The organism is Dickeya dadantii NCPPB 898, from assembly GCF_000406145.1.
Taxonomy (GTDB): domain Bacteria; phylum Pseudomonadota; class Gammaproteobacteria; order Enterobacterales; family Enterobacteriaceae; genus Dickeya; species Dickeya dadantii.
The window spans coordinates 3,680,797-3,694,071 of the sequence record NZ_CM001976.1 but is presented as its reverse complement, the minus strand read 5'-3'; the positions used below and the strand labels follow the sequence as shown (position 1 = coordinate 3,694,071).

17 protein-coding genes and 1 tRNA gene are annotated in these 13,275 nt (G+C 53.9%); 13 read left to right on the top strand and 5 right to left on the bottom strand.

Annotated elements, in window-relative coordinates:
* Nucleotides 1-56 precede the first annotated feature (56 nt).
* Nucleotides 57-1,517: a beta-Ala-His dipeptidase gene (gene pepD / locus DDA898_RS16650; RefSeq protein ID WP_038911776.1), complete on the bottom strand. Its 1,461-nt coding sequence runs from the start codon at nucleotides 1,515-1,517 to the stop codon at nucleotides 57-59.
* Between the two features lie 239 nt (nucleotides 1,518-1,756).
* Nucleotides 1,757-1,957, bottom strand: a complete 201-nt coding sequence (locus DDA898_RS16645; RefSeq protein ID WP_033112026.1) for a hypothetical protein — start codon at nucleotides 1,955-1,957, stop codon at nucleotides 1,757-1,759.
* A gap of 265 nt (nucleotides 1,958-2,222) precedes the next feature.
* On the opposite strand from DDA898_RS16645, the gene gpt reads away from it, so the two are divergent.
* The 8 genes from gpt (at nucleotide 2,223) to DDA898_RS16605 (ending at nucleotide 9,240) form a co-directional block, all read left to right on the top strand.
* The gene (gpt, locus tag DDA898_RS16640) at nucleotides 2,223-2,681 is read left to right on the top strand and encodes a xanthine phosphoribosyltransferase (protein WP_013319164.1); all 459 of its coding nucleotides are present in this window, start codon (nucleotides 2,223-2,225) and stop codon (nucleotides 2,679-2,681) included.
* Nucleotides 2,682-2,837: 156 nt separating this feature from the next.
* Complete coding sequence (gene frsA, locus DDA898_RS16635; RefSeq protein WP_038911775.1) at nucleotides 2,838-4,088, top strand: esterase FrsA; 1,251 nt, start codon at nucleotides 2,838-2,840, stop codon at nucleotides 4,086-4,088.
* 101 nt (nucleotides 4,089-4,189) lie between these two features.
* Nucleotides 4,190-4,726 carry a regulatory sequestration protein YfiR gene (yfiR, locus tag DDA898_RS16630; RefSeq protein WP_038912622.1) on the top strand — a complete coding sequence of 179 codons (537 nt, stop codon included), beginning with the start codon at nucleotides 4,190-4,192 and terminating at the stop codon, nucleotides 4,724-4,726.
* A 4-nt stretch (nucleotides 4,727-4,730) separates the two neighbouring features.
* Nucleotides 4,731-5,999: a diguanylate cyclase DgcN/YfiN gene (gene dgcN, locus DDA898_RS16625; RefSeq protein WP_050570278.1), complete on the top strand. Its 1,269-nt coding sequence runs from the start codon at nucleotides 4,731-4,733 to the stop codon at nucleotides 5,997-5,999.
* A 157-nt stretch (nucleotides 6,000-6,156) separates the two neighbouring features.
* Nucleotides 6,157-6,516 (top strand): sigma factor-binding protein Crl, encoded by a 360-nt coding sequence (crl, locus tag DDA898_RS16620; protein ID WP_033112025.1) that lies wholly within the window; start codon nucleotides 6,157-6,159, stop codon nucleotides 6,514-6,516.
* Between the two features lie 125 nt (nucleotides 6,517-6,641).
* Nucleotides 6,642-7,745 (top strand): glutamate 5-kinase, encoded by a 1,104-nt coding sequence (gene proB, locus DDA898_RS16615; protein ID WP_013319159.1) that lies wholly within the window; start codon nucleotides 6,642-6,644, stop codon nucleotides 7,743-7,745.
* Between the two features lie 10 nt (nucleotides 7,746-7,755).
* Entirely contained in the window at nucleotides 7,756-9,009 is a 1,254-nt protein-coding gene (proA, locus tag DDA898_RS16610) for a glutamate-5-semialdehyde dehydrogenase (protein WP_038911774.1), read from the top strand.
* A 155-nt stretch (nucleotides 9,010-9,164) separates the two neighbouring features.
* Nucleotides 9,165-9,240 (top strand) — tRNA-Thr (locus tag DDA898_RS16605).
* Nucleotides 9,241-9,408: 168 nt separating this feature from the next.
* Here the strand turns inward: DDA898_RS16605 and DDA898_RS16600 are convergent.
* Complete coding sequence (locus DDA898_RS16600) at nucleotides 9,409-9,657, bottom strand: helix-turn-helix domain-containing protein (protein ID WP_038911773.1); 249 nt, start codon at nucleotides 9,655-9,657, stop codon at nucleotides 9,409-9,411.
* A 101-nt stretch (nucleotides 9,658-9,758) separates the two neighbouring features.
* A complete protein-coding gene (locus DDA898_RS16595) occupies nucleotides 9,759-9,992 on the bottom strand; it encodes a helix-turn-helix domain-containing protein (RefSeq protein ID WP_038911772.1) in 234 nt (77 codons plus the stop codon).
* 99 nt (nucleotides 9,993-10,091) lie between these two features.
* Between DDA898_RS16595 and DDA898_RS16590 the strand changes: the two genes are divergently transcribed.
* Both DDA898_RS16590 and DDA898_RS23920 read left to right on the top strand, forming a co-directional pair.
* Nucleotides 10,092-10,340 carry a helix-turn-helix domain-containing protein gene (locus DDA898_RS16590; protein WP_038911771.1) on the top strand — a complete coding sequence of 83 codons (249 nt, stop codon included), beginning with the start codon at nucleotides 10,092-10,094 and terminating at the stop codon, nucleotides 10,338-10,340.
* Nucleotides 10,341-10,388: 48 nt separating this feature from the next.
* Nucleotides 10,389-10,634 carry an HGGxSTG domain-containing protein gene (locus DDA898_RS23920; RefSeq protein WP_277949851.1) on the top strand — a complete coding sequence of 82 codons (246 nt, stop codon included), beginning with the start codon at nucleotides 10,389-10,391 and terminating at the stop codon, nucleotides 10,632-10,634.
* Between the two features lie 69 nt (nucleotides 10,635-10,703).
* Here the strand turns inward: DDA898_RS23920 and DDA898_RS16585 are convergent, their stop codons facing one another.
* Complete coding sequence (locus tag DDA898_RS16585) at nucleotides 10,704-11,624, bottom strand: hypothetical protein (protein ID WP_038911770.1); 921 nt, start codon at nucleotides 11,622-11,624, stop codon at nucleotides 10,704-10,706.
* Nucleotides 11,625-12,088: 464 nt separating this feature from the next.
* On the opposite strand from DDA898_RS16585, the gene yafN reads away from it, so the two are divergent.
* From yafN to DDA898_RS22500, 3 genes are all read left to right on the top strand, one after another.
* Nucleotides 12,089-12,382, top strand: coding sequence for a type I toxin-antitoxin system antitoxin YafN (yafN, locus tag DDA898_RS16580; protein ID WP_038911768.1), 294 nt, complete (start codon nucleotides 12,089-12,091; stop codon nucleotides 12,380-12,382).
* Nucleotides 12,379-12,606, top strand: a complete 228-nt coding sequence (locus DDA898_RS23730) for a hypothetical protein (protein ID WP_038911767.1) — start codon at nucleotides 12,379-12,381, stop codon at nucleotides 12,604-12,606. Before yafN ends, DDA898_RS23730 begins: the two co-directional genes overlap by 4 nt.
* Before the next feature lie 261 nt (nucleotides 12,607-12,867).
* Nucleotides 12,868-13,242, top strand: a complete 375-nt coding sequence (locus tag DDA898_RS22500) for a hypothetical protein (RefSeq protein WP_236616679.1) — start codon at nucleotides 12,868-12,870, stop codon at nucleotides 13,240-13,242.
* Nucleotides 13,243-13,275: the final 33 nt, after the last annotated feature.

Sequence of the window (13,275 nt, the reverse complement as noted above, 5' to 3'; positions counted from 1 at the left end):
CGGCGAAAAGGGCGGTATCTGGTGATGCCCGACGGCGCGGGCATCACCGGCGTGAGTTACGCGCGTTCCGGAATGGCTTTCAGCAGCGCGGTCAGCAGCTTCCAGTACTGGCCGACGCTGGCGATATGAACCTGTTCATCCGGTGAGTGCGGACCGGTGATGGTCGGCCCAATGGAAACCATATCCATGTCCGGATACGGTTTCTTGAACAAACCACACTCCAGCCCGGCGTGGATCACCATGATGTTGGGGGTTTTGTCGAACAGCTTCTGGTAGGTTTCACGCACCAGATGCATCACCGGCGACTTGGCATCCGGCTGCCAGCCGGGGTAACCGCCTTTGGCCTGGGTGTCGGCGCCCGCCAGTTGACCCAGCGAGGTGAGCATGCTCACCACGTAGTCTTTGCCGCTGTCGACCAGCGAACGAATCAGGCAGTGAATTTCCGCCTGCGTATCGGTCATGCCGACCACGCCCACGTTCAGCGAGGTTTCCACCACGCCTTTCACGTCGTCGCTCATGCGGATCACACCGTTCGGCGTGCTGTTCAGCAGGGCGATGAAGCGGTCGCGGCTGGCGGCGGTCAGCGCCGCTGCCGTGCTGTCCGTCGCTTCCAGCAGCAGGGTAATATTTTTTTCCACCGCGGCGAGTTCGTGCTTCAGCACGGCCAGATAGGCTTGCGCCGTCGCCTTCAGGGCCTCGGCTTTATCGGCTGATACCGCCAGGGTGACGGCGCCTTCGCGCGGAATGGCGTTGCGCAGCGTACCGCCGTGCAGGTCGATGACGCGCAGGTCCAGTTCTGCCGCGTGCTGGGCCAGAAAACGGGCCAGCAGTTTGTTGACGTTGCCCAGCCCCAGGTGGATGTCGCAGCCGGAGTGGCCGCCTTTCAGCCCTTTGATGACCAGTTTCAGCGTCTGATAACCGGCCGGGACAGCCTCGCGTTGCAACGGCAGACGAGTCAGAAAATCAATACCGCCGGCGCAGCCCATGTAAATTTCGCCTTCCTCTTCGGAATCGGTATTGATCAGGATGTCGCCCTGTAGCCAGTTGGGTTGCAGGCCGAACGCGCCGTCCATGCCGGCTTCTTCCGTCATGGTCAGCAACACTTCCAGCGGCCCGTGCTCCACGCTGTCGTCAGACAGCACCGCCAGCGCCGAGGCCATGCCGATGCCGTTGTCCGCGCCCAGCGTGGTGCCGCGGGCTTTGAGCCACTCGCCATCGATATAGGGTTGGATTGGGTCGGTGGTGAAGTCGTGTACCGTGTCGTTGTTTTTTTGCGGCACCATGTCCAGATGCGCCTGAATCACCACCGGTTTGCGGTTTTCCATACCGGGCGTCGCCGGTTTGCGCAGCAGAATATTGCCCACCTGATCGCGCTCCATATGAAGGCCGCGCTCCTGCGCCCAGGACAGAATGTAAGCGGCCAGCGCTTCTTCATGATAGGACGGGTGCGGAATAGAACAGATTTTGGCAAAAATGTCCCACAGCGGCTGTGGGGAGAGTTGAGACAAGGCAGACACTATTTAACCTCTCCAGTTAAGCATCCACGCGACGAACGGCGTGCGATGCCGAAAAACCGTTATTGATCGCCTGAAAACGCAGGCACGTTAAGACAGAATACCACTTTCCCGCGATCGGGGAGAATGTCCGCGGCATAAGGATTATGAATAGCAAGGGAGCATAAACGGTGAACGAATATAAAGGTGACAGGGGAAAGAAAGCGGGGAAGAGCAGGCACTCTCTTCCCGTGATTCGGCCTTTAATCGTAGTCGTTGCGACGGCGCGTGCTGGCGGGCTGGTCGTCCCGGCGAATCTCGACGGGAATCATGGTGGGCTGTCGTCGCAGTAGCAGGCGCAAGCTGACGCTCAGCTCGAAACAAAACAGTATCATCAGCGCGAGGATGGATACGGGGATGAACACGTCCAGTTGTGCAAGGAGGAAGCTGTCGAAAATAGTCATAAGTGTTCTCCTGGCTGTGGGTCATTCAACTTGTTTGTAACGTATTGGTAACATCGAGTCTAATAACTTTTTTACATTATGTTGGCTTTATTGATTACGTAACGTTACCATTTGAATAGCCTACGGCGCACATTGCATAGCCTATGGGGCACATATTGTATAAATACTGGTTTTTGTCCGATCAGCTATCTATAATCTCGCGCAACCTTATTTTCCCCTTCCGACTCTGATTAAGCCGACTTCACCGTTGGCTGGGATATGTTTTATGAGTGAAAAGTACATCGTCACCTGGGATATGTTGCAAATCCACGCCCGTAAACTGGCTCAGCGTTTGCTGCCGGCCGAACAGTGGAAAGGCATTATCGCCGTGAGCCGTGGTGGTCTGGTGCCAGGGGCCTTGCTGGCCCGCGAGCTGGGTATCCGCAATGTGGACACCGTGTGCATCTCCAGCTACGACCATGACAACCAGCGCGAGCTGAAAGTGCTGAAACGGGCTGAAGGCGATGGCGAAGGCTACATCGTGATAGATGATCTGGTGGATACCGGCGGCACCGCCAAAGCTATCCGCGACATGTATCCGAAAGCCCACTTTATTACTATCTTCGCCAAACCGGCCGGGAAACCGCTGGTAGACGACTACGAAGTGGATATCCCGCAGGATACCTGGATTGAACAGCCGTGGGACATGGGCGTGGTGTTCGTACCGCCTCTGGTTGGCCGTTAATCCCGCCATATTGCTTCTGACACGCCCGGTTATGCCGGGCGTGCTCGTTTCTGTGAACGGGATTGCGCGTCGTATTTGTTTTTCGCCGCTTCAGTTCGGTACACTTTTCCCTCATGCCATTATCTTTCTCGCTTTGATTCGTCCACGGAGGCTGCTGTGGTGAAGGCCAACCTGTCCGAAACGCTGTTTAAACCGTCGGTAAAACACCGGGAAACGTCTACGTTGATCCAGCGTTCCCGCAATGCGGCCGGTGCGGCTGCGATGCAGTCGGCGCTGGATGGGGAAAACACCGGTAACTGGTATCGGATGCTCAACCGGTTACTGTGGATCTGGCGCGGCGTGCATCCGTGGGAGATTGAAGAGGTCTTGTCGCGGATAGCCGCCAGTCAGGCCGAGCGCAGCGACGATCAGCGGCTGGATACGGTGATTGGCTACCGGGGCGGTAACTGGATATACGAATGGGTCGCTCAGGGTATGCGCTGGCAGCAGCAGGCCGGCCAGCATTCGCAGGGCGAACTGGCCGGTCAATGCTGGCTGAATGCCGCTAACCTGTACAGCATCGCCGCCTATCCCCACCTCAAGGGCGACGGACTGGCGGAACAGGCCCAGACGCTGGCTAATCGGGCTTATGAAGAAGCCGCCGGTCACTTGTCTTACGAACTGAAAACCTTGACCTTTCCGATCGAGGGCGGGGGACAACTGACGGCGTTCCTGCATCTGCCGGCGCAGGGACAGGCACCGTTCCCGACCGTGTTGATGTGCGGCAGTCTGGATATGCTGCAATGCGATTATCATCGCCTGTTTCAGGATTATCTGGCGCCGGCGGGGTTCGCGATGCTGACGGTGGATATGCCGTCGGTGGGGTTCTCTTCACGCTGGAAACTGGATCAGGATTCCAGTTTTCTACATCAGCAGGTGCTGCGGGCGTTACCGGATGTGCCGTGGGTAGACCATACCCGCGTTGGCGCCTTCGGTTTTCGCTTTGGCGCCAATATCGCGGTGCGTCTGGCTTATCTGGAAGCCAGCCGGTTGCGGGCGGTCGCCTGCCTGGGGCCGATCGTGCATCATCTGCTCTCGGATGCCCGGCGTCAGCAGCAGGTGCCGGATATGTTCATGGATGTACTGGCGAGTCGCCTCGGCATGACCTATTCCTCAGATGCGGCATTGCTGGTGGAAATGGGGCGTTATTCCCTGAAAAAACAGGGATTGTTGGGGCGGCGCTGCCCGACGCCGATGCTCTCGGGTTACTGGAAAGACGACCTGATCAGCCCTAAAGAGGAGTCGATGCTGATCGTTAATTCGTCGCAGCAGGGTAAATTGCTGTCGCTGAATTTTTCGCCGGTGTACCAGACGTTTCATCTGGCGCTGCAACAGATGACCGACTGGTTGCGCCGACAGTTGCGGTAGCCCTCGCATCATGTGAAAAATTTATGCCGTGGCGTCTGGCTCGCCGTCACGGTGTCGGCTACTGTATGGCAATTTCGTTTCAACGGACGACCAGAATTCACATGGTAGGAAAAGCGACGTTATTTGCCATGGTGCTGGCATCCATGCTGATTTGCCCCTCGTTAAGGGCGCAGGCGCTGCATGATGACCTGACGCAGGCCTCGGATGTCGATGTGCGCCGCACGGTATCCGGTATCATCAGTTATTCCCACTGGCCGCGCCTGACCGGGCTTCCCACGCTGTGCGTGTTCTCCTCCGCGCATTTTTTGTCGGGGTTGACTACGCCGGTGGAGTCACAGGAAAAGCGGCTCTTTAACACGGTGACCGTCAAAGACACTCAGGAGATGTTTGCTTCCGATTGTGACGCAGTGTACTTCGGCGAGGAAACGATCTCTGAGCAGGTGGATATCGCCAGTTACGCCGTCGGCCACCCGCTGATGACCATTGCCGAGCAGTCGCCCGATTGCCATGAAGGCAGTGCGTTCTGTCTGGTGTTTGCCGGGAAGACCGTCGGGTTTTCCATCAATATGGAAGCCTTGTCCCGCACCGGCGTCAGGGTTAATCCAGATGTGTTGATGCTGGCCCGGACGCGGAACTGACTCCATGGCGACTCCTGTGCCGCATGCTGATCGGCAGAAAACCTTCAGACAGGCCTTGACCCGCATCAATACGCTGGGGGTGGTAATCGCCATGGTGTTTTCATGGTTGCTGATTACCGTTGCCTCTATGTTCTTCTTCAAACAGTACGCCGATAAAAACCTGCAACTGCTGGGTTATACCCTGAGTCGCAATGTCGAAGCGGCGGTGGTTTTCCGCGATGTGACGGCGGCAAACGAAACGCTGAGCAGCCTGGGGCGGCAGGGGCAGTTCAGCAGCGCGCTGCTGACGGATGCCAAAGGCAAGCTGCTGGCGCAATGGAGCGAAGGGGACGCGGCGACGCCGGATTGGCTAAGTCGTCTGGCGTCAAAGTGGCTGTTTCCCGGCAGCGTGATACAGCCCATCACCCACCGCGGCCAGCGGATCGGGTATCTGGAAATCAGCGGCGTGGACACCCCCGCCAGAAATTTCGTGTTCTTCTCGCTAGGCTCGTTGACGTTATGCATGGTGCTGGCGTCGTTGCTCGCCATCGTGATTTCTCGCCGTTTGCACCGTGGGTTGATTCTGTCGCTGCATCATATTGCCGAAGTGGTGCATGATATCCGCGAAAACCGCCATTTTTCTCGCCGGGTGCCGACGGTCAAGCTTGCTGAGCTGGATGGTTTTGGGCGCGACCTTAACAGCCTGCTGGATGAGATTGAATGCTGGCAGCGTCAGATGCAGCACGAGAACGATTCGCTGCTCAGGCATTCGCTGCGCGACCCGCTGACCGGGCTGGCTAACCGCACCGCTTTTCTTAGTGCGCTCTCCGGCACCTTGCAGGATCCGCAATATCAAACCAATACCGTGTTGCTGTTTATGGATGGCTATCGCTTTAAAAAAATTAATGACACCTATGGTCATGGCGCGGGCGACCAGGTGCTGTTAGCCGTGGCAAACCGGCTGATGCACTGCGCGCGCAAGCAGGATTTGCCGGCACGGCTGTCGGGCGACGAGTTTGCGCTGATTATGGTGGATGTACCTGATATGCAGGAGGCGCAGCAGCGCGTGGAGGCGATCCGGCAGGTCATGCTGGAGCCGATCATCCTGCCGGAAGGGCATGAAGTCGTGATGTCGCTCAGCATCGGCGTGGCGCAGGCGCTGCCGTCGATGACGCCGGAAATGCTGATCGAGCAGGCCGATAAGGCAATGTATCAGGATAAACAGCGTCAACGTCGTCATGATTTTGAACGCGTTTTACGGTACTTTGATGACGAAGCAACGATAAAACAGTAGCGTTGCTTATCAATATAATGCGCATCGGTGTGACACGGCTCGCGCCTTGAAGCGGCGGATGCGAAAAAACTTGAACCCATGTCCGAAGTTCGGCAGGGTTGACCCATCTTCGATCGCTGTGAATGCTTGGAAGTCTTCTTATTTAAAGGAGGGTGTCATGGCAGTGAAAAGCAGGCTAATGAAGCGCTTTGCCTCGTTAGGGCCTTATTTGCGTGAAGGTCAGTGTGACGAAAATCGTTTTTTCTTTGATTGCCTGGCGGTTTGTGTCAATGTAAAACCTGCGCCGGAAAAGCGAGAGTTTTGGGGCTGGTGGCTTGATCTGGAGTGGCAGGAGCAGACCCTGTTCTATGCCTACCGTATCGGTCTGTTTGACAAGACTGGCAACTGGCGCGAAGAAAATATTAAAGATACTGAGGTACATGAGAAAGTGCTGGCTACCCGTGAAGATTTCCACACCCGCCTACAGGCGCTGGTAGAACAACTCGACCCACCTTTTTCCCTCTCCGCACGACCGTGATGCTGTCCGGCATCGCGCCGGAGCCTGGGGTTTTCGCGTTGTGCCGGTTGGCATAGCGCGTCTTCCCTGTTACAAGGTTTTTTCATCCTTAATTGTTTATAGTTCAACGCAACGGCAGAAAAATTATGAGTGGCAGCCAGACCTTGGTTGTAAAACTGGGCACCAGCGTGCTGACCGGCGGTTCGCGCCGTCTCAACCGTGCCCATATTGTCGAACTGGTGCGCCAGTGCGCCCAGCAACATGCCGCAGGGCATCGCATCGTGATTGTGACTTCCGGGGCGATTGCCGCCGGCCGCGAGCATCTGGGGTATCCGGAACTGCCACCGACCATCGCCACCAAGCAGCTGTTGGCCGCTGTGGGGCAAAGCCGGTTGATTCAACTGTGGGAACAACTGTTCTCCATCTACGGCATTCACGTCGGTCAGATGTTGCTGACCCGGGCCGATCTGGAGGATCGCGAACGCTTCCTCAACGCCCGCGACACCATGCGCGCCTTGCTCGACAACCATATCGTACCGGTCATTAACGAGAATGATGCGGTAGCCACCGCCGAAATCAAAGTCGGCGACAACGACAACCTGTCGGCGCTGGCCGCGATGCTGGCGGATGCCGACAAACTGCTGTTGCTGACCGATCAGGCCGGGTTGTTTACCGCCGACCCGCGTTCCAACCCTGATGCGGAGTTGATCCGCGAAGTGCAGGGCGTGACCGACGAGCTGCGCCAGATTGCCGGCGGCAGCGTATCCGGCCTTGGTACGGGCGGGATGTCCACCAAACTGCAGGCGGCGGACGTTGCCTGCCGTTCCGGCATCGATGTGATCATCGCCGCCGGCAACCGGACCGGCGTAATTGCCGATGTGATTAACGATGTGTCGGTCGGTACTCGTTTCCACGCGCTGGAAACTCCGCTGGAAAGCCGTAAACGCTGGATTTTTGGCGCGCCGCCCGCCGGTGAGATCACCGTTGACGATGGTGCGCTGGCTGCGATGCTGGAGCGCGGCAGTTCGCTGTTGCCGAAAGGCATCCGCGAGGTGGCGGGGAATTTCTCCCGCGGCGAGGTGATTCGCATCCGCAGCCTGAACGGGCGTGACCTGGCGCATGCCGTCACCCGCTATAACAGCGACGCGCTGCGCATGATCGCCGGGCATCACTCGCAGGAAATCGCAGAGATTCTGGGTTACGAATACGGCCCGGTGGCTGTCCACCGCGACGACATGATCATTATTTAAGGAGCAGGCGATGCTTGAGCAAATGGGTAAAGCGGCTAAAAAAGCCTCTTATCAGCTGGCGGCGCTGAGCACCAGCCAGAAAAACAAGGCGTTGATGACGATAGCGGATCTGCTGGAAGCCCAGCATGACGCTATTCTGAGCGCCAATGAGCAGGACCTGGCGCAGGCCAGAGAAAACGGCATGAGCGAGGCGTTGTTGGATCGCTTGCAACTGACCCCGGCACGCCTGAAAGCGATTGCCGACGATGTGCGTCAGGTGTGCTGCCTGAATGACCCGGTCGGTGAAATCATCGACGGTCGCATTCTGGACAATGGCCTGAAACTGGAGCGCCGCCGCGTACCGTTGGGTGTGGTGGGGGTGATCTATGAAGCCCGGCCGAATGTGACGGTAGATGTCGCCAGCCTGTGCCTGAAAACCGGCAATGCGGTGATTTTGCGCGGCGGCAAAGAGACGTATCGCACTAACGCCGCTACCGTGAAAGTAATCCAGCAGGCGCTGGTCGAATGCGGCCTGCCTGCCGCCGCGATTCAGGCGATTGAAAGTCCGGATCGTGAGCTGGTCAATCAATTGCTGAAACTCGATCGCTACGTCGACATGCTGATTCCCCGCGGCGGCGCGGGCTTGCACAAGCTATGCCGCGAGCAGTCCACCATTCCGGTGATCACCGGCGGCATTGGCGTGTGCCACATCTATGTCGACGAGTCGATGGAATTCGAGCCGGCGCTGAAGGTGATTGTCAACGCTAAAACCCAGCGTCCCAGCACCTGCAACACGGTGGAAACCCTGCTGGTGCATCAGGGCATTGCCGCCGCGTTCCTGCCGGCGCTGAGCGAACGTATGAAACAGGTGGGTGTGAGCTTGCATGCCTGCCCGGCGTCGCTGCCGTTGCTGACCGGTGGCCCGGCGAACGTCACTGCGGTCGAAGCCGCAAATTATGACGACGAGTGGTTGTCGCTGGATCTGAACGTGAAGCTGGTCGCAGATATTGACGACGCCATCGATCATATCCGTGAGCACGGCACCCAGCACTCCGACGCCATCCTGACTCGCTCCTTAAGCCGTGCTGAGCAGTTCGTGCGTGAGGTGGATTCCTCGGCGGTGTACGTCAACGCCACTACTCGTTTTACCGACGGCGGTCAGTTCGGACTGGGCGCGGAAGTGGCGGTCAGCACCCAGAAACTGCACGCGCGCGGCCCAATGGGGCTGGAAGCGCTCACCACGTATAAATGGATCGGTTACGGCGACGATTTGGTTCGCGCTTGATCCATATCAATGCCCGGTAGCCGTGTTTTCACTCCTGCCGGGCCAGTCGTTTAGAAAATCGTCATACGGTACGCCGAAGTCTTGACTTGCCAGAACGATTTTACTAGTTTGTCACCCCGTAGTTCATCGTCACGCGTTCGCAGGACGATCCCCTCGCCGATATAGCTCAGTTGGTAGAGCAGCGCATTCGTAATGCGAAGGTCGTAGGTTCGACTCCTATTATCGGCACCATATAAATCAATAACTTACCACAATTCCCTGAATCGACTTTTACGCTGGGGTTACACCGGGGTTACGTTTCGCTGTGTGTTGATCCGGGTTTACTGGCGTTGTGAACAGGCTTGAAGCGCTATCGTGCCGGGCGGGTTGTTTGTGTTTATCCACCAACGATATGCAGGGTTAACTCAGCGGCTTGAACTTGAAAGGGATGCTATTAAGCACTCGGGCGGGGTCAAGCGCCAGCAAACGAGCCAGTTGAACAAACTCCACCACATCCAGCCTGCGTTCCCCGTTTTCGACCTTGGCAATAAACGATTGCGGGCGTTCCAGCGCCTGCGCCAGCATTTCCTGTGTGATGCCTTTGGCGATACGTGCTTCACGCAGCGTTTTGATAACGAGTTGATATTCAGCGGTATAGGTGGAAGCCATGCGTTGAGTCTCGAAAGCGGGTCTGGTGCACTATCGGTGATAGTTCGCTTTATCCCAAAAAGGGATTTTTAACGCTGTCTGGAAAAGGGGACTCGCTGTGACTACCTGTTCAGTAGCGGGTGCAAGAGCGCGATAGGGTCGAGTGAAAGCAGGCGGCTGATGTGTATGAATTCCACAATATCAAGCCTGCGCTCGCCGTTCTCGATTTTGGCAATGAAGGATTGTGGTTTACCGAGAGCTTGTGCCAGTGTTGCCTGAGTCACGCCTTGAGCAATTCTGGCGGCTCGCAGGGCTTTAATAATGCGCTGGTACTCGGCTGAATAAGTTGATGCCATAACACGATGCTCTTGACGAATATCCCAAAATCGAATATCTGTCATGTTTCGATATATCCCAAAATGGGATATTTGGTTGCAGGCAAAAGGAGAGCAGTAATGGAAACAAGTGACTGGCATCCGGCAGATATCATTGCCGCATTAAGAAAACGGGGAACCACGCTGGCGGCACTATCACGCCAGCATGGGCTGGCCTCGTCAACGCTGGCGAATGCGTTATCCCGGCATTGGCCGAAAGGAGAAAGACTGATTGCGCAGGCAGTAGAGAAAACACCGCAAGAAATCTGGCCGTCGCGCTATCGGCGCGTGACGCAGCAACGACAGGGAAAAGACGTTAACGACGATTGAGTCGGGCTATAACCGAAAAATGCCACCGTAGTACGGTGGCAGAATGAATTGAGTTGGGAGTCCCACACGTCCGTAGGGAAGATCACTTCGCGGCACTGCAATGCAGTACAGTCCACCACCCGTGTTGGCACATCCTGCAAACGCACGGACATTTACCGTAATGGCCGTTGCAAATACCACGGCGGCAAAAGTACCGGAGCTAAAACACCGGAAGGTAAAGCCCTACCGCCGCTTGCTGGAGAACAAACGCGAAAACGAAGCTTCTTCGACATAAAGTGTGCAGCGATTGCATGACCGCCAGAGCGATCACCTTGAATACGGTGGTCGTTACACGGAATTACGTACAATCACCGTTATCTTGGTTTAAAGTTGTTCAATAAAGCGTTTAAGAGGCTCTGCGGCCCGTTCTCCATGATTCTTTTCTACCCACAAAACGAGTGGCTCAAGATTCGTAGTGGTGAGCAATTTTTGTGCAGTTGGGATGATCTCTTGGGCTATTTTGATTTTCGCTTGAATGCTGCTCGCTTCTTTTGACAACTGTGCAAGTTCACGAGACTTCAAATTATCTACATCGCAGTCTATGAGCTGCCTTAGTGTTTGGGTAACGCTACGGATCAATATTTCTTTGAGGTCATTGTCTTTCGACATTGCTTCAAGGTGGTTAATTGAGCCAGTAATGACAGTTACGTAATAAGGCTGGCCACGAAATTTATCCTCTAAGGACGGATCCATTGAAAAATCCCGTTCCCTTTCTTCTTTAGTTGCAAGACGTGATAAGAGTAATTCTTTACGTCTTTCTTTAAGCATTTTACGAATTTCGTTAGCGGCTGCATCACCAATTACACTACGATTACGAAGTTTCTCAATACGAGAGTAGATCCAATCAGCCCCTTTGGGTTGCTTTCGTAATCCTTCTACATACTCAAGGAGTTGTGGTGCAGTTTCTTTTGTTTTTCGGATGTTGTCACGTTGTAGAGATGTTTTTACATCTCGATCAAACCGAGTTTTCATTTCGACAAAATCTACGGAAAAGTAATTTTTGCCACAATCTTTCCCAATATTAGTTTCGAAACCTTCTTTTGTAACCACGATGTAACCGCGTTTATGTGGCTGGTGACATGTTGTAAGGCCACACGGTACATCTTCTGGGAATTGGTAGCTGCCGATGATCTCTTTAAGATCGACATTTGTAGGGTTGATGTTTGAGCGAAAATGTGGACGTTCAACAATGTCTTTCCAACTGCTGATCTCAATGATTCCCTTGACTGTGTTGAGAGCAATCATTTTGTTCCTTTTTTGGCCCAGAGGAATTTTATGTTATGCCATCTGGCTTTAAGCGGCAACGATCTGCTGTATGTATAAACAGATCAGGAATGCCAACAAATGACCGTTTTCCGTTATCCTCTCCCAGAACATCTTTGGATTGTTGAAAAGTTAGCTTTGGATTTTCAGGCTGGGGCCTGATGAGGGGATAAAAATGGCGATTTTTGGTTACGGACGCGCTTCTACAAAGCAGTAAGATACGAAGAACCAACATCTGTGTACGTTTATCCGCTACTGAGGTATGGGGTTAACTCAGAGGTTTTAGCTGGAAGGGATGCTGTTAATAACATGGGCTCGGTCATCACCAGAAAATCGGCCTGTTAAACACCGGGCTGTGTAATTGTCTATTTTTTAAGCGTACAATTGGATGTTTATTATCATGTATATTAAAATGATCACTATAACAGACATTTTACAGCTGATTTATGGAACGCATTCTTGCTGAAAAATCTATCAGCATCAACGAGTTAAGAAAGAACCCGGCGAAATATTTTATTGATGAACCGGTTGCCGTTCTCTCCAACAACCGCCCGGCTGGCTATATGGTCAGCGCTAAGGTGTTTGAAGAACTGATCGATCTGTTGGAAGAGAAGCAGGGTAGGGGGCATACCGCTGCGCGTTTTCGTCAAAGCTCTGAACGGTTAAGCGAGATTGCGCAGAACGGGCAGACACTGCTGCAAAACTCCTCTGACAAGGATCTGACCGAGTTCTCTGAATGAGCATCAGGGTTTTCAAGTCAGCACTGATTCGCCAGCAATTGAGCCAGAAAGAGCTGGATGATTTGGTGGCGGATTTTTTACAGACAAGGCGCAAAAGCATTTGGGGGTATCAACAAAGATGGAATGGTTTATTTTTTATTATTATCAATAAATTAATGTTTATATTCTATTCCTATTATCAAAGTCAGCATCGTGACGCCCAACAGGTTCCAGCGGCGATTTAATCCGATGGCTCAAGATGATCGCTGGGCGGCAGACCTTCGGTTTTGTGGATTAATAATACAAGACATCGATGTGATTCATTCAAAAACCTGACATGCAGCGAACGACGTGATGGTTCTTCTCTACGATAAACAATCCGTTTATCAATGGTATATAGACCACACCTCGTGTGCGGTGCTAGCGTACTCCTGAAACAGAAAGGTTTTTGTGCCCTTTACTCAGGCTGAGATGCAATCCATGCGAGAATGTGTTCTTTTTTTGCCATGACAATCATGTTGACAGGGTGTACGACAAAATCACAGGCACCGGATCCGGTACAGGTTAAACTGGCTAATTATGGAACGTTGCCCGACGACTATAAGCAAAGCGTTAAAAATCGTTTTTATTACCGCTTAAAAGATCCCTACAGTGCCCATTATAAATTTTTTGAACCTTATAAAGGTTATTCGTGGGTCATGAATGTTCCAGCCGATAAAGAACAGTTAATGTTTGGCTGGATTATCCCTGTATCGGTCAATGCTAAAAATGGATTTGGTGCTTATGCTGGCACGGTTAAATTTATGATTATTTACTCAAATGGTCAGTATCACGAGCTTTCCACCACAAAAGGAACAATCAGAATTACGCGCGTACCATAAATGATTTGTAGGTAACCGAGAGGCTCGTAGTGC

Excerpts from the sequence above, each read along its gene's own strand:
- DDA898_RS16645 (WP_033112026.1), bottom strand. The coding sequence starts at position 1,957 with ATGACTATTTTCGACAGCTTCCTCCTTGCACAACTGGACGTGTTCATC.
- gpt (WP_013319164.1), top strand. The coding sequence starts at position 2,223 with ATGAGTGAAAAGTACATCGTCACCTGGGATATGTTGCAAATCCACGCC.
- yfiR (WP_038912622.1), top strand. The coding sequence starts at position 4,190 with ATGGTAGGAAAAGCGACGTTATTTGCCATGGTGCTGGCATCCATGCTG.
- dgcN (WP_050570278.1), top strand. The coding sequence starts at position 4,731 with ATGGCGACTCCTGTGCCGCATGCTGATCGGCAGAAAACCTTCAGACAG.
- crl (WP_033112025.1), top strand. The coding sequence starts at position 6,157 with ATGGCAGTGAAAAGCAGGCTAATGAAGCGCTTTGCCTCGTTAGGGCCT.
- proB (WP_013319159.1), top strand. The coding sequence starts at position 6,642 with ATGAGTGGCAGCCAGACCTTGGTTGTAAAACTGGGCACCAGCGTGCTG.
- proA (WP_038911774.1), top strand. The coding sequence starts at position 7,756 with ATGCTTGAGCAAATGGGTAAAGCGGCTAAAAAAGCCTCTTATCAGCTG.
- DDA898_RS16600 (WP_038911773.1), bottom strand. The coding sequence starts at position 9,657 with ATGGCTTCCACCTATACCGCTGAATATCAACTCGTTATCAAAACGCTG.
- DDA898_RS16595 (WP_038911772.1), bottom strand. The coding sequence starts at position 9,992 with ATGGCATCAACTTATTCAGCCGAGTACCAGCGCATTATTAAAGCCCTG.
- DDA898_RS16590 (WP_038911771.1), top strand. The coding sequence starts at position 10,092 with ATGGAAACAAGTGACTGGCATCCGGCAGATATCATTGCCGCATTAAGA.
- DDA898_RS16585 (WP_038911770.1), bottom strand. The coding sequence starts at position 11,624 with ATGATTGCTCTCAACACAGTCAAGGGAATCATTGAGATCAGCAGTTGG.
- yafN (WP_038911768.1), top strand. The coding sequence starts at position 12,089 with ATGGAACGCATTCTTGCTGAAAAATCTATCAGCATCAACGAGTTAAGA.
- DDA898_RS23730 (WP_038911767.1), top strand. The coding sequence starts at position 12,379 with ATGAGCATCAGGGTTTTCAAGTCAGCACTGATTCGCCAGCAATTGAGC.
- DDA898_RS22500 (WP_236616679.1), top strand. The coding sequence starts at position 12,868 with ATGACAATCATGTTGACAGGGTGTACGACAAAATCACAGGCACCGGAT.